Below are 15,054 nucleotides of genomic sequence, written 5' to 3'. Positions count from 1 at the left end.
AATAAATATATTTGGTTCATCGAAAACTTTAAAAGTTATCAAATAACACATCATCATTAATAAGAATGATAATATTAAAGTAATAATTCTGTATGATAAAATGTTTTAAGTGATGTGAACGTTGAAGCATTAAAATTTTTATGCTTATCTTGAATGGTTGCATATATCGCTATATTATATATCCACTTAAAAAGACTTTAACCACCAAAATTATAAATTTAGTCCTCATGTTAATTAATGCCAAAGATATTCTCGAAAAACTAAACTCTCATAATAAAATCAATTATGATTCTGTGTTAAAAGATGTGATTGCCGATTGGCAATTGAAAGAAGTTCGTCCTAAATTATTGATTCATAGCTGCTGTGCGCCGTGTAGTACTTATGTTTTAGAATATTTAGCTCAATATGCCGATATTACGATCTATTTTGCTAATTCAAATATTCATCCTCGTGTTGAATATGAGCATCGTAGCGTGGTACAGCAAAAATTTATCGCCGACTTTAACGAAAAAACAGGCAATAATGTGCAATTTTTAGAGGCGCCTTATCAGCCAGCAGAATTTATTAAACAAGTTGGTCATTTGCGTGATGAGCCCGAAGGTGGCGAGCGTTGCCATATCTGTTACAAAATGCGTTTAGATTTAGCAGCCATTAAAGCTCAAGAGTTGGGATTCGATTATTTTGCTAGTGCATTAACGCTTAGCCCTAAAAAAAATAGCCAAAAGATAAATGAACTTGGATTTGAAATCCAAGAGATTTTTTCAGTGAATTATTTACCTTCTGATTTTAAAAAGAATAATGGTTATAAACGCTCAATTGAACTTTGTAAAGAATACGATGTATATCGACAATGCTATTGTGGTTGTATTTTTGCTGCCAAAGCACAAGGTGTCGATTTGAAAAGTGTGATAGCTATTGCTAAACAAGGATTAGAGAAAGACCTTTAAGCATAAAGATACATTAAAATCATGGTAGGTTTATTTATGAACACGCAATTCTCAAAAATTATTCAATAGTTATATCTATAATTTATATTATTATAATTCATTAGATTAGCTATAAGTTATGTGTTTGCAATGAGGGGGTATTAGCATATTGTCAATTTATCAATTAAAACCAAAATTTCAAGCAATCCTTAGGCCTTATGCTAATTTTCTTTATAAGGCCAATATTACCGCCAATCAGGTAACATTAACCGCCTGTTTTGGTTCAATTTTGATTGCTTTAATTGTTGGCGCATTAGTTACGTACCAATGGATTTTTTTCCTTGTTCCAATATGGATGTTTATTCGTATGGCACTCAATGCTATTGATGGCATATTAGCAAAAGAATATAACCAACAAACAAATTTGGGTGCTTATTTAAATGAAATTTGTGATGTTGTGTCAGATAGTGCATTATTATTTATTTTTACGACAATAGATGTCGTGAATAATGATTTAGTCATTTTGGTGATTTTATTGTCATTATTAACAGAATATAGTGGCGTGTTAGGTATTATGGTCGGTGTTTCAAGGCGGTATGACGGCCCAATGGGAAAAAGCGATCGAGCGTTTGCTTTTGGGGCTATAAGTCTAGCCATTGCAACTTATTTATTACCTTTAAATTGGATCAATATATTATTATCTATAATCAGTATTTTGCTAATTTATACCATTATTAATAGAATTCGAAAAGGGATTTTAGACGCTCAAAAATCATAAGGAGAAAATATGCGTCAACAGCAACAAAAAACATTTATTAGCCATGATAGCTGCCAATTATTTTATCGTTATTGGCCAGCAGTTGACAGTGATAGCAATACTAAACCTTCGCGAGCAATTGTTCTTTTTCATCGTGGTCATGAACACTCTGGGCGAGTAGCACATCTTGCTGACGAATTAAATCTACCCGATTATCATATCTTTGCTTGGGATGCCCGAGGTAACGGTCAATCTGAAGGTGAGCGAGGTGATGCTCCTGATTTTGCAACTTTAATTAAAGATGCAAACTGTTTTATTGAACATATTATAGATGGCTATGATATAAATCCAGAAGATATTGCTGTTATAGCCCAAAGTGTGGGTGCGGTTATCGCTTCAGCATGGGTACATGATTATGTGCCAAATATTCGTGCTTTAGTACTTGGCTCTCCAGCTTTTGACATAAAATTGTATGTGCCATTAGCTGTGCCAGGTTTAAAATTACTGTATAACTTGAAAGGTAACTTTTTTGTTAATAGCTATGTAAAACCTAATTTGTTGACACATGATGCTGATCGAGTACAATCTTTCACAGAAGATCCGTTAATAACACGACCAATATCAGTACGCTTACTTTTGGATTTATATGCAGTGTCGGATCGTATTGTTAAAGATGCAAATGCGATAACTGTACCAACACAGTTGTTAGTTTCAGGTTCAGATTATGTTGTCAAGCGTAAACAACAAAAACTGTTTTACAATAATTTAGGTACAGAACAAAAAGAATTTCATATATTACCTGGATTTTATCATGACACTTTTGGTGAAAAAGACCGTAAATTAGCACTTGATTATGCAAGACGATTTATTATTGGTTGTTTTGCTAACCAACCATGTGTTCCATTATTAACTAATGCTGATTTGATAGGATACACAAGGCAAGAGGTCGACAATTTAACATTGCCGCCATCAGGTTTGATTAAGACTTTATACTGGCGATTTATTAAAGCTAATTTAAAATATGCTAGTAAACTCTCAGATGGAATCAAGTTAGGATTTAATACAGGATTTGATTCGGGAAGCACACTTGATTACGTTTATCGTAATGAACCATCAGGAACATCAAAACTTGGGCATTTTTTGGATTATATTTATCTTCAATCGATTGGTTGGCGAGGAATTAGACAGCGTAAAGTGCATCTTGAAGAACTATTAAAATTAGCCATCGATAAGTTACATGCGCAGAACTATTCTGTGGATATTGTTGATATAGCCGCAGGGCACGGGCGTTATATTTTAGAAACAGTTAATCAAATTTCTAACAAGCCTAATTCTGTATTATTACGAGATTACAGCGATATTAATGTACAAAAGGGTAGAGCGTTAATAGAAGAAAAAGGCTTAACGGATATAGTGCGTTTTGAAAAAGGGGATGCTTTTAATCGACAGCAATTAGCCCAATTGTCACCTACCACCACATTAGCTGTTGTTTCTGGGTTGTATGAGCTGTTTAGCGATAATCAGATGTTACGTGATTCTCTAGCAGGGCTTGCTGAGTCTGTGCCTGAAGGAGGATATTTAATTTATACCAACCAGCCATGGCATCCACAGTTAGAGCTTATAGCAAGGATACTAACATCTCATCGTGATGGAAAACCATGGATTATGAGAAGACGTACTCAACTTGAAATAGATCAATTAGTTGCATCGGCTGGTTTTAAAAAAATAACCATGCGTATTGATAAATGGGGAATTTTTACCGTATCACTTGCGCAACGAATTAAATAATTAATAATGATTAGCGTAAAATGGCGGTTTAATAAGTTGATTGCTTATAAATCAATATGGCTAATTAGTTTGGCCATATTCTTTTTTATTAGCTATAATTTTGCTAACTGGTTTACTTCTACACGTAACGATGTAGGTCGTATTGTTTTTGAATGGGAACGTTTAATCCCTTTATGGCCTTGGTCCATCATACCTTATTGGTCGATAGACCTTATGTATGGGCTTGCAATTTTGCTGGCTTGTTCTTATCAAACACTAAAAATCCTCTGTTTTCGTCTTTTATCTGCTCAGATTATTTGTATAACCTGTTTTTTGATCTTCCCGCTCAAATTTTCTTTTGAGCGCCCGGCATTAGATGGATTATCGGGGATATTATTTGATATCTTAATGGGGTTTGATAAACCCTTTAATCAAGCACCATCACTTCACATTACCTTATTGGTTATTTTGTGGCAATTTTACGCCAGTTATTTTCGAGGAATTTGGCGTTATATGTTGAATATTTTGTGCTTATTGATCGGCTTATCAGTATTAACCACTTGGCAACATCATTTTTTTGATATTCCGACAGGGCTTTGGGTGGGGTGCTTTTGTATCTGGTTATGGCCAGACAATCATTTATCGCCAATAAAAATTGATCAGTTACCTAAACAATATGTGTGGGGTAGTATCTATTTTTTACTGTTTTTATTCTCGTTTTGTTCTGCTATCTACTTTTCTTCTTGGGCATTATGGTTATTATGGGTTTCAGGTGCATTTTTACTAGTATCTCTAAATTATTTATTATTTGGCGTGGTTGGTTTTCAAAAACAGGATAATGGGCACTTTAATTTGGTCGTTACTATTTTATATTTGCCTTATTTTATTATTATGTGGATTAATTCACGGGTATGGACATTTAAAAATAATCCAATGGATTTAATTGCTGATAATGTTTATTTAGGTCGCATACCATCTAATAAAATATTGCTAGAAAATCAATTTACTTTTATTGTAGATCTTTGTGCTGAATTACCGATAACCCAATTTAATAGCCATTATAAACTGATCCCTGTATTGGATATGACACCACTCAATATTGAAAAATGTCAACAAATAGCCGAAACTATTGAAAAGTTTAATAAGCAGGGTAAATTATTAGTCTGTTGTGCTTTGGGGTATTCACGCAGTGCTACAGCTATTATTGCTTGGTTAGTGTTGACTAAAAGAGTATCAAGTATAGATGAGGCAATAGCTAAGGTAAAAACATGCCGGAGTAATACGGTTATTACCACTAAGCAACGGTTAATATTATCTGAATGGTTTTCACAAATAGTAAAAAGGGAATTGACATGTTAAATCATGATGAATGCAAAATAGTAACAGTGTCTCAAATATCACTGGTGACATTTTGTAGCTTATTGGCTATTAGCTTACCAATTGGCCTATTTTCACTACTATTAACCATTATAGCCTTATGCTTTGGTTTAATAACAAATGGGATAATTAATGGGCCTTTATCATTAACTATTTTTTATTTTATGGCTTTTATTATTGGTTTAATTAACCTCTATTACTTCTTGCGTATCCAATTTGACAAGCGGTTGTTTGATTATCTAGTAACCTGTAACGAACAACTAACTAATACACTAATAGAATTAGATAATGCGTTAGTAACTTTTCATTTAATTAAATCTGACCAGTTACCAACAAGAACCATTACTGCACGTCAACAAGGTACATTAAGGTTGTTTAAGCAACAAATTATTGTGCTTGTAATACAAATCATATTGTTAATAAACGCATGGGTTAGTAGTATTATTCAAGTTTGTTAATAAACTTGATAATAAAATAGCTTTATATTAAACAATAAATAATAAGAGGAAAATAATAAATAATGTTTAATTATCAAAGTGATATTTTGTTGTTATTTAGCGGTATTGCTATTTTTCTTATGATTGCATCAACTATTGGTTGGCTGCTAAAAAGGCGTTTTAATAGTCCAAATAGTGTAATTGATAATCTCAATACTCGCATAAACGCATGGTGGGTAATGGTGGCAATTATCAGTGTTGCGTTTTTGATAGGGAAATTAGCTGTGATTTTTCTGTTCTTTGTGATATCAGGTATTGCATTACGTGAATTTTTAATTTTAACCTCTGTCAATCGTTATGATTTTTATGCATTGATATTTGCTTATTGTATTGCTTTACCAGTGCAATACATTTTAGTGGTTATGTCATGGTATGAGTTGTTTAGTATCTTTATTCCTGTTTATGGTTTTTTATTATTAGCAATTTTAGCAGCAATAACAGGGTCAACGGATAATTTTTTAGCACGAACTGCTGAAGTGCAATGGGGGTTAATGATTACAGTTTATAGCATTTCTTGTGTACCAGCAATATTAATATTACCTATTGATAATTATGAAGATCGTAATCTTTTGTTAATTGCCTATTTGGTATTAGTTGTTGAACTATCTGATGTGTTGCAATACGTGTTTGGTAAGTTGTTTGGTAAACGCAAAATTAGCCCTAATCTATCACCATCTAAAACCATTGAAGGATTTATTGGTGGAATATTATCAGCAAGTTTAATAGGTGCTTGTTTATTTTGGTTAACCCCTTTTAGCTTTATACAAGCGGGCTTAATTTCACTTATGCTTACGTTGCTGGGGTTTCTGGGGGGATTGGTTATGTCAGCCATTAAACGTGATAGAGGTGTAAAAGATTGGGGAAAGCTAATCGGTGGTCATGGTGGTGTACTTGATCGTTTTGATTCTATCTGTTTTGCTGCGCCAATCTTTTTTCATGTTGTCCATTATTTTTGGATATAGGGCTTCTATAATATTTAACTAACTGTAATTTTAATAATTTACAAAAATGAAATAGTATAAAAATTTACATGTAAAAAAGAGAAAAACAATTTAATTTATGATATAAATACAGGCATTGTATTAATATTAAGATATAAAGAAGGATATATAATATGTTAAAAGAGCAAATGGTAGTAAAAAATTCAACGGGCTTACATGCTCGCCCAGTTACAACACTAGTTAAATTAGCTGGTCGCTATAAATCTTCAATTGAGCTTGTTTATAATGATAAAGCAATTAAATTAAAAAGTATGATGGGTTTACTTGGTGCAGGCGTTAAAGGTGGTTCAACTGTAGAAATCATCTGTGATGGTGAAGATGAACAAGCAGCAATGGACGAAATCCGTGAATTATTTGCAACTGGTTTTGGTGAATAATTAACTTAGTTAATATAAGTTAGCTTAAAATATTTTAATAATCCCGTCGATTTTAATCGACGGGATTTTTTAAAGGGCATAACTAAATACTTTTAAGTAGACCTGTTTAAAAAGATTTTAACTTAATCTTTAATTATTGAACTTAATTCTTTATGATCAATTGATGGCAATAATGTAGTAAAACCTTTAGTTAGATAAATTAGATAGAAGAATCCAATTGCTAACCAAATTAAACCAACAATCATTGCTGTCGCATCAAGGCTTGTCCACAACCACAATGAAAGTAAAACGCCAATTGTAGGTAATAGTCCATATTTAAATAGCATTGATATTGTTTTTGAGCTTCCTTTTCCTAAATAGCTTTTAATAACACATAAATTGACAAAAGTAAAAGCCACTAATGCACCAAAACTTATCATTGAAACCACTAAACTAAGATCTAGTACTAATGACAGCAATGAAAAACAGGCAACAAAGATAATCGATAAATAAGGTGTTCTAAAGCGTGGGTGAATTTTATAAAAAATCTGTTTAGGTAGCACCCCTTCACGTCCCATTGCATAGAATATCCGTGATACACTGGTTTGTGCAGTCATTGCTGAAGCAAACACCCCCGTTAAATAAGCAGCTTGGAAAAAGTTATACATAAATTCACTACCTAAATGGCTAATAATACCAACTTGACGAACTACTGCTAAACTTGCGGTATCTTTATTATCAACAAAATCAGTCCAAGAAGGATAAGCCAAATGTGCACAATAAGAAACAACTAAAAAGATACATCCAGCAATGAGTACTGTCCATATAATTGCTTTTGGTAGTGATTTTTGGGCATCATTAGATTCTTCAGCTAATGTAGCAATAGCATCAAAGCCTAAAAAAGCAAGGCATAATATTGCTGCACCAGATAGTAATCCACTAAAATCTTTTGGATTGACTAATAGAGGTTTCATCATAGAATCAGGGGTCAAATTGACACTGGTAAATGTCAAAAAGATAAATAATCCGATAAAAATTACTTGGACAATGATCAAAGTGAAATTAACCGAATTAATTAATTTAATTCCTAAATAATTTAAAAAGCTAACACTAATTAAAGACCCCAATACAAAAAAAGGTGCAGGAATGCTAGGAAATGCTTCATTAAGATAAATACCTAGTACCAAATAATTTAATATTGGTAAAAATAGGTAATCAAGAATTTGTGCCCAACCCACCAAAAATCCAACTTTTCCACCAAAAGTGCGTTGTACATAGGAATAAGCAGAACCAGCAATAGGTAGCTTATTTGTCATACGACAATAGCTTAAGGCTGTAAAAAAGATCATCGCAAGGGTGATAATATAGGCTATAGGCAAGTGTCCATTACTGGCAACAGTGACTTCCCCATAAGTGGTAAAGATTCCCAAAGGAACCATATAAGCTAAACCAAATGCAATTAATGCAGGTGTGGTTAAAACTCGTTTCATTTTTATTGCGGACATGACTACTTTGCTCCTCTGTCCCAAAAAACAATAAAAAACTACTAAGTATAGTTTTGCCTTTTTACCCGCTTAAAGCGGCAGGGAATTCTGCCATATTATAATAATTATGCAAGCTAATTTTAATTATATTGACATTAAATTATGCAAATTATTTAATATGAACTAATTATAATCAACTCCTAATAAAGTAAAATTTTTTCCACTAATTCAATATCGATTTATATTTGATGTTTTAAAATAAATAATATTTTAGGAAAAAATTAGAGCTATAAAACAGTAAATCTAGTTTTAAGGTAAAAGGGAAATCAAAAAATGAAAAAAATTATTTTTTATTAATTATTTGTTTAGTTTTGACAAATTGTAATAAAGCACTATTAGAAAAAATATTAAATAATATTGAAGAAAATTCTATTAAAACTATCAAGTTAACTGATTATACTGATTTAAAATGGGATGAGTTGTGGTTAATAAGTGGCAATATCGGCAGATATTATTTAAAGTTTATGCGTGATCAAGCTATTGATGTCAAAAAAGTTCAATATTCTGATACCAATACTGATTTTGGACTATAATCAGTAACATTCTGACACGATCGTGTATGTCTATAATAAAAAAGTTGTTTATTATGAGTTTCCTCCAGATAACAGAGATAGAGAGTTTTATACATTAGCTCCCGTTGTACCATATGCACTTCTTGACTTCAAATTACCATTGGGACAAATCATTATTCTTTCAAATAAAAATTCTGAATGTGAAGTAAACCACAAAGAATTAATTCCTCTTAAACCGATTAAAATATATGAAAATATGGATACAAAATTAAGATGTAGGGATAATTTAAGAAATTACTATAAATAACATGAAAAATTCCTATAGTTTCTCTTTATTTAAAAATAACATCAAACTAGGAAATTTTTATTTGCTGTTATTGATATGATTTTTGTTTTTACTTAAACACATTGCGTTCCTGAAACTTTTTAACAAAAATGCGCTGTCTTTGTTTATTTAGATAAACTGTGTGATAACCATTATCTTAATCAAAAATTCACAAAATTGCCTATCCACAAACGAATAGAAAATCCCAAAATTTGAACTGAGATATAGCATTATCAATGATTATTTAGCGATTCACAAGACAGAAAACAAAAGCTTTAGCGATTTCGGGAAAAACACATTATGCGTTTTAATTTTCATATTTGTGATCCAAATCTATTATTTGTCATACAAAATAAATGTCGGCATAAATAAATTATTGTATATTTAATGTGCGAAATAATGCAAAAATTAAGTTATTTTTGATAGTTATCAATAATAAAGAGGCTATATTTATGCTGTCAATCCTTGTTTTATCGGTTGATTTAATCAGTGAAGTTACGAATCACAAATCATCTATCATTAATTTAATGGCTGAAACTAGCCAACCTTATTTAAATAGATGTTAAAAGTTTTTTTGAAGATGTGATGGCTCATGAGCAAAAAATGGAAATAGATGTGTTGCCAAATATTGCATTGGCTCATGCTAAAAGTACAGAGGTTGCTGGTCTGTTAGGCATGATAAATGGCATAGATTCGCTTGTCGCATTTGGTGGTTTAGTAGCTTTAGGGGGAATGACTAAGGGGCCATATGGTATGTGATTGATATGTTTATCGAAGCATTGATTATTGCTATTATTTACATTTCATAAAAACGAAAACGGTGGAAACAGAAAAAGCAATTGAAGTTGATTAAAGCTTGGATAATTATTTATGCTACACCACTAATAATTGTTGGTGTAGCAATTTGACATAAAAAAATTTAAATTTTAAATTACATCATTTTGATAAACCGTTTTACCGCCAACAATAGTTGTTAACACATTAACGTTTTGGATATCATTAGTTGGTATGGTAAATGGGTTGCGATCTAAAATAATTAAATCAGCAAATTTACCTTTTTCAATTGAACCAATATATTCATCTTGTTTTAATACATATGCAGCATTGATAGTGGCACTACGTAATACTTCGGTAATGGTTAAATTACGATCACTATCTAATTGCGGATGATCAGCATCAATTTGTCGGGTCATGGCAATTTGGAAATCATACCACTCATTTAACGGATCAATTGGCCAATCACTCCCAAATGCGCAAGTTACACCTGCATCTATATATTGTCCATGAGCTTCTAAACCGTTATAACGCTCTGGACCAAATAACGTTTTATATTGTTCGATCATTGCCGAACTACAACCAGCCCACTGGAAAGAAAATACTACGCAAGCGTTTAATTGTTTATATCTGGCAAACTGGTGTGCTGCGCTTAGTTCGTTATGTGCAGTGCTTGGACGGATATCAGCATTAGGTAAGGCTTTTCGCATTTTTTCAATAGCATCAAGTACCACTTCAATTGCCCCTTCACCAACAGTATGCATATGTGGATGAAACCCTGCTTTTGCAGATTCAAGTATTAATGCATCTAACATTTCAGTGGAATAATAAAGATCTCCGTAACGATCTTTTTCGTCTTCTAATTGATATGGTTTAAGTAATCGTGCAGTCATCAAAGGTGCTTGCATTACGCCATCTACAAATAACTTAGTATGTGATATTTTAATGCCTGGTTTAGGTTGCCAGTTTTTATCATCATAACGAGCGGCAAACTGTTTTACTTTCTCAATGACATTTGGAATATCGGCGATTGATGACACATCATCAGGTGGCAATTCTCGAGCCCCAAACAAACGGATAGAAAGTGTATCTTGTTGCTGTAGTCTTAAAAAGGCATCTGCTTGAGTTTCAGTAATTCGAGCATCCATAACGGCAGTAACGCCCTGTTTATTTAATTCTGCTTGCGATAATTTTGCAATATTAAGTGCTTGTTCATCGGTGAGTTTAGATATGCTGTCAAATGCACGCATGGCTGGGGCATCTTCTAATATACCATTTAATTCGCCGTCATCAGTACGACCAATTTTACCATCAGTTGGCTCTGGCGTGTTTCTATCTAGCCCAAATTTTTCTAAAGCAATGCTATTGGCAACTAATGTATGACAGTCATTTGAAAATAAAATAACAGGGCGTTTTGTATTGAGCCTATCAAGGTCAAAGCGTGTAATATCGGTACCGATAGGTAGCACCTCTTGTCGTAACCAACCACGAACTTGCAACCAGTGATTATCATCGCTTATAGAATCTTTATCTAAATATTGTTGTATAATGGCTAAGGTTTCATCAATAGTTAAGCTTTGATAATTCAAATTACATGAAGATAGTTGCATTCCTCCCCAAAAAGTATGCAAATGCGAATCAATAATGCCAGGCATCATGGTTTTACCTTTTAAATCATTAATTATTGTTTGATTATCAATATAATTACTGCTATTTATTTCTTGCGAAGTTCCTGTTGCAATAATATAGCCATTTTTAATCGCTACAGCTTCACAAACACTGTTTTGTTTATCTGCTGTATAAATATAGCCATTAATATAAATAACATCAGCTTTAACCATTATGAGTGATTCCTTAAATAAACATCAAAAATGAAAGGTGAACGATAGCAGATTTATAAAAAATTTGTCAAATGTAATAATTTTCTTTATTGTGTGTCGAGATTATGCTACAAATAAACTAGATTAGTTACAGCGTCACAAGGTGAGCAGATGAAGTATCAACAATTAGAAAACCTTGAATGCGGTTGGAAGTGGCATTATTTAGTAAAAAGGCATCTAGAAGGTGAGTTAATTACTCGTTATATTGAAAAAAGCGCTGCTGAGCATGCTGTAAATGAATTAATGCAATTAGAACATAATCCAACGAATGTCGTTGATTGGATAAAAGCGCATTTAAACCCTGATTTAGATAATCGTATGAAACAAACTATTCGGGCTAAACGGAAACGACATTTTAATGCAGAACAACAATATACTCGAAAAAAATCCATTGATTTGGAATTTTTAGTCTGGCAACGATTGGCTAATTTGGCGAAACGCCGAGGATGCACGTTGTCACAAACCATTACTCAACTGATTGAAGATGCTGAGCAGAAAGAGCAATATGCAACAAAAGTATCAACAATTAAAGACGATTTACTGTCAATTCTTAATGTGAAACTGGACGGTAAATAACTAAAACAATAGGATAAATAGGTTTAATTATGGGAAAATCCCTTGTTATTGTGGAATCGCCAGCCAAAGCAAAAACGATTAATAAATATCTTGGTAAAGATTTCGTGGTTAAATCAAGTGTAGGTCATATTCGCGATCTACCTGTGAGTGGTAGCAGCCAACGAGCTGAAAAAACCGCAAAAGAAACAAAAAATAAAACCGAGAAAAAAGTTAAACGTTCCGAAAAACAAGCCTTAGTCGATCGCATGAGCGTTGACCCATATAACGGTTGGAAAGCACATTACGAAATTCTACCTGGCAAAGAGCGGGTTGTGTCTGACCTGAAAAAACTGGCTAAAGATGCTGACATGATCTATCTCGCAACCGATTTGGATAGAGAAGGGGAAGCCATTGCATGGCATCTTAAAGATGTGATAGGTGGTGAAGATAGCAAGTATCGTCGTGTTGTTTTTAACGAAATTACCAAAACGGCCATCAAAAATGCTTTTAATGAACCGTCGATGCTTGATATGGATAGGGTTAACGCCCAGCAAGCACGTCGATTTATGGATCGAATCGTTGGCTTTATGCTATCGCCATTACTTTGGAAAAAGGTTGCTAGAGGCTTATCAGCAGGTCGTGTACAATCTGTTGCAGTACGTCTTGTTGTTGAACGTGAACGTGAAATTCATGCTTTTATTCCTGAAGAATACTGGGATCTGTTTGCTGATTTGAAGACGGCTAAAAATGAACCATTAAGTTTACAAGTCACTCATTATAAAAACGAAGCATTCGAACCTAAAGATAAAGTTGCCATTGATATTGCGCTAACTGAACTTAGTAAAAGCCAATATCAAGTAACTAATATTGAAGAAAAGCCAACTAAAAGTAATCCAACAGCACCTTTTATTACCTCGACTTTACAGCAGGCAGCAAGTACTCGTCTTGGTTTTGGTGTTAAAAAAACCATGATGTTGGCTCAAAGATTATATGAAGCAGGTTACATTACCTATATGCGTACTGATTCGACCAATTTAAGTCAGGATGCACTAGTGATGGTACGTGATTATATCGGTAAAAATTTTGGCGATAAATATCTACCAAAATCGGCTAATGTATACAGTAGTAAAAAGAACTCGCAAGAAGCACATGAAGCGATTCGCCCATCAGATGTTACAATCTTAGCTGATAATCTTAGTGATGTTGAAGCTGATGCCGCTAAATTATACCAACTAATTTGGCGCCAATTTGTAGCTTGCCAAATGACATCGGCTGAATATAACTCAACAACAATTACGGTTAATTCAGGTGATTTTACTTTAAAAGCCAAAGGTCGGACATTGCGTTTTGATGGTTGGACTAAAGTACAGCCACAACTAGCCAAAAATAATGAAGATAAAATATTACCATCACTATCGATAAACGATAAGCTTGATTTAATTAACTTAAATCCAAATCAGCATTTTACCAAACCGCCGGCAAGATATAACGAAGCATCTCTTGTTAAAGAGCTTGAAAAGCGAGAAATTGGGCGACCATCGACTTATGCAACCATTATTTCGACAATTCAAGATCGTGGTTATGTGCGTTTAGATAATCGTCGGTTTTATGCTGAAAAAATTGGTGAAATTGTTACCGATAGACTTAGTGAAAACTTCAATGACCTAATGAGTTATGATTTTACAGCACGTATGGAACATGCTCTGGATGAAATTGCTCATAAAAAACAAGAATGGCGAGAAGTGCTTGATCAGTTTTTTAGTGATTTTAGTCAGCATCTTGAGGTTGCTGAACAGGCGCCAGATAAAGGGGGAATGAAGCTTAATCCATTGGTGCTAACACCTGAAATTAAATGTCCAAATTGTGGGCGTGAAATGGGTATTAAGACTGCCGGTACTGGTGTGTTTTTAGCTTGTTCAGGCTATGCGTTGCCACCTAAAGAGCGTTGTAAACAGACCATTAACTTAATTCCTGAACACGAAACATTAAATATTCTAGAAGAAGCTGAAACAGCAGAAACTGATGCTTTAAGAGCCCGTAAACGCTGTCCAAAATGTCACACAGCTATGGATAGTTATCTACTTGATAATGAACGAAAACTACATATCTGTGGCAATAACCCAATTTGTGATGGTTTTATTGTGGAAAAAGGTAACTTTAAGGTTAAAAGTTACGAAGGACCAATTATTGAGTGCGAAAAATGTGGTTCAGAAATGCATTTAAAATCAGGGCGATTTGGTCTATATATGGGCTGTACTAATCCTGATTGTAAAAATACGCGTAAAATCTTAAAAAATGGTGATGTTGCACCACCAAAAGAAGATCCTGTTGATCTACCAGAACTTCAATGTAGTAAATCAGATGCGCATTTTGTATTACGTGATGGTGCTTCAGGAATCTTTTTGGCTGCACATAACTTTCCAAAATCAAGAGAAACACGAGCTCCTTTGATTGAAGAGTTACAACGTTTTAAAGATCGTTTGCCGGAAAAATTTGTTTATTTAACTGAGGCTCCAAATAAAGATCCTAATGGAAATCCATCAATTGTCCGTTTTAGTCGTAAAAACAAACAACAATATGTTACTTCTGAAGTTAATGGAAAATCCACAGGATGGGTGATGCAATACGTAGATGGTAAATGGGTTAATGGTAAAAAGTAGGTAAGAGCCTTTAAATTTTGTTAAAAAGTTTCAGGAAAGTATGATTTTCAGTATAAAAACGATTTTATTTTGTGCTGACATGTAAAATCTTACCTTCTAAATTCTCCCTTTTAAAGCATTATT

13 protein-coding genes are annotated in these 15,054 nt (G+C 33.3%); 11 read left to right on the top strand and 2 right to left on the bottom strand.

Annotation, left to right across the window (positions count from 1 at the left end):
• Positions 1 to 227: 227 nt before the first annotated feature.
• The 7 genes from A9G34_RS00140 to A9G34_RS00110 all read left to right on the top strand — a co-directional run bounded on the left by A9G34_RS00140 (position 228) and on the right by A9G34_RS00110 (position 6,702).
• Complete coding sequence (locus A9G34_RS00140; protein ID WP_065568539.1) at positions 228 to 947, top strand: epoxyqueuosine reductase QueH; 720 nt, start codon at positions 228 to 230, stop codon at positions 945 to 947.
• Between the two features lie 145 nt (positions 948 to 1,092).
• Positions 1,093 to 1,704 (top strand): CDP-alcohol phosphatidyltransferase family protein, encoded by a 612-nt coding sequence (locus A9G34_RS00135; protein ID WP_065568523.1) that lies wholly within the window; start codon positions 1,093 to 1,095, stop codon positions 1,702 to 1,704.
• 9 nt (positions 1,705 to 1,713) lie between these two features.
• A complete protein-coding gene (locus tag A9G34_RS00130) occupies positions 1,714 to 3,471 on the top strand; it encodes a bifunctional alpha/beta hydrolase/class I SAM-dependent methyltransferase (protein ID WP_065568522.1) in 1,758 nt (585 codons plus the stop codon).
• 6 nt (positions 3,472 to 3,477) lie between these two features.
• Positions 3,478 to 4,809, top strand: coding sequence for a phosphatase PAP2/dual specificity phosphatase family protein (locus A9G34_RS00125; protein ID WP_065568521.1), 1,332 nt, complete (start codon positions 3,478 to 3,480; stop codon positions 4,807 to 4,809).
• On the top strand, positions 4,803 to 5,285 hold the full coding sequence (locus A9G34_RS00120) for a hypothetical protein (RefSeq protein WP_065568520.1): 483 nt from the start codon (positions 4,803 to 4,805) through the stop codon (positions 5,283 to 5,285). Before A9G34_RS00125 ends, A9G34_RS00120 begins: the two co-directional genes overlap by 7 nt.
• Positions 5,286 to 5,347: 62 nt before the next feature.
• On the top strand, positions 5,348 to 6,286 hold the full coding sequence (locus A9G34_RS00115; RefSeq protein ID WP_065568519.1) for a phosphatidate cytidylyltransferase: 939 nt from the start codon (positions 5,348 to 5,350) through the stop codon (positions 6,284 to 6,286).
• 152 nt (positions 6,287 to 6,438) lie between these two features.
• Positions 6,439 to 6,702: an HPr family phosphocarrier protein gene (locus tag A9G34_RS00110; protein WP_034913021.1), complete on the top strand. Its 264-nt coding sequence runs from the start codon at positions 6,439 to 6,441 to the stop codon at positions 6,700 to 6,702.
• Between the two features lie 122 nt (positions 6,703 to 6,824).
• Here the strand turns inward: A9G34_RS00110 and A9G34_RS00105 are convergent, their stop codons facing one another.
• Positions 6,825 to 8,186: an APC family permease gene (locus tag A9G34_RS00105; RefSeq protein ID WP_065568518.1), complete on the bottom strand. Its 1,362-nt coding sequence runs from the start codon at positions 8,184 to 8,186 to the stop codon at positions 6,825 to 6,827.
• A gap of 350 nt (positions 8,187 to 8,536) precedes the next feature.
• On the opposite strand from A9G34_RS00105, the gene A9G34_RS00100 reads away from it, so the two are divergent.
• Both A9G34_RS00100 and A9G34_RS10645 read left to right on the top strand, forming a co-directional pair.
• Complete coding sequence (locus tag A9G34_RS00100) at positions 8,537 to 8,758, top strand: hypothetical protein (RefSeq protein WP_034945877.1); 222 nt, start codon at positions 8,537 to 8,539, stop codon at positions 8,756 to 8,758.
• A gap of 889 nt (positions 8,759 to 9,647) precedes the next feature.
• Positions 9,648 to 9,821 (top strand): hypothetical protein, encoded by a 174-nt coding sequence (locus A9G34_RS10645; RefSeq protein WP_176701459.1) that lies wholly within the window; start codon positions 9,648 to 9,650, stop codon positions 9,819 to 9,821.
• Positions 9,822 to 9,988: 167 nt separating this feature from the next.
• Here A9G34_RS10645 and A9G34_RS00090 read toward each other — a convergent pair whose 3' ends face one another.
• Positions 9,989 to 11,677, bottom strand: coding sequence for an amidohydrolase (locus A9G34_RS00090; RefSeq protein ID WP_065568517.1), 1,689 nt, complete (start codon positions 11,675 to 11,677; stop codon positions 9,989 to 9,991).
• Between the two features lie 150 nt (positions 11,678 to 11,827).
• On the opposite strand from A9G34_RS00090, the gene matP reads away from it, so the two are divergent.
• Both matP and topA read left to right on the top strand, forming a co-directional pair.
• Positions 11,828 to 12,292, top strand: a complete 465-nt coding sequence (matP, locus tag A9G34_RS00085; RefSeq protein WP_065568516.1) for a macrodomain Ter protein MatP — start codon at positions 11,828 to 11,830, stop codon at positions 12,290 to 12,292.
• Between the two features lie 29 nt (positions 12,293 to 12,321).
• Positions 12,322 to 14,931 carry a type I DNA topoisomerase gene (gene topA / locus A9G34_RS00080; protein WP_065568515.1) on the top strand — a complete coding sequence of 870 codons (2,610 nt, stop codon included), beginning with the start codon at positions 12,322 to 12,324 and terminating at the stop codon, positions 14,929 to 14,931.
• Positions 14,932 to 15,054: the final 123 nt, after the last annotated feature.

This window comes from Gilliamella sp. Choc4-2, assembly GCF_001690355.1.
GTDB classification, from domain to species: Bacteria; Pseudomonadota; Gammaproteobacteria; order Enterobacterales; family Orbaceae; genus Gilliamella; species Gilliamella apicola_A.
The sequence above is the reverse complement of the archived record's forward strand: the minus strand, read 5'-3'. Positions and strand labels throughout refer to the sequence as shown.

Coding starts and splice junctions, on each gene's coding strand:
- A9G34_RS00140 (WP_065568539.1), top strand. CDS start 228: ATGTTAATTAATGCCAAAGATATTCTCGAAAAACTAAACTCTCATAAT.
- A9G34_RS00130 (WP_065568522.1), top strand. CDS start 1,714: ATGCGTCAACAGCAACAAAAAACATTTATTAGCCATGATAGCTGCCAA.
- A9G34_RS00125 (WP_065568521.1), top strand. CDS start 3,478: ATGATTAGCGTAAAATGGCGGTTTAATAAGTTGATTGCTTATAAATCA.
- A9G34_RS00120 (WP_065568520.1), top strand. CDS start 4,803: ATGTTAAATCATGATGAATGCAAAATAGTAACAGTGTCTCAAATATCA.
- A9G34_RS00115 (WP_065568519.1), top strand. CDS start 5,348: ATGTTTAATTATCAAAGTGATATTTTGTTGTTATTTAGCGGTATTGCT.
- A9G34_RS00110 (WP_034913021.1), top strand. CDS start 6,439: ATGTTAAAAGAGCAAATGGTAGTAAAAAATTCAACGGGCTTACATGCT.
- A9G34_RS00105 (WP_065568518.1), bottom strand. CDS start 8,186: ATGTCCGCAATAAAAATGAAACGAGTTTTAACCACACCTGCATTAATT.
- A9G34_RS10645 (WP_176701459.1), top strand. CDS start 9,648: ATGGCTCATGAGCAAAAAATGGAAATAGATGTGTTGCCAAATATTGCA.
- A9G34_RS00090 (WP_065568517.1), bottom strand. CDS start 11,677: ATGGTTAAAGCTGATGTTATTTATATTAATGGCTATATTTATACAGCA.
- matP (WP_065568516.1), top strand. CDS start 11,828: ATGAAGTATCAACAATTAGAAAACCTTGAATGCGGTTGGAAGTGGCAT.
- topA (WP_065568515.1), top strand. CDS start 12,322: ATGGGAAAATCCCTTGTTATTGTGGAATCGCCAGCCAAAGCAAAAACG.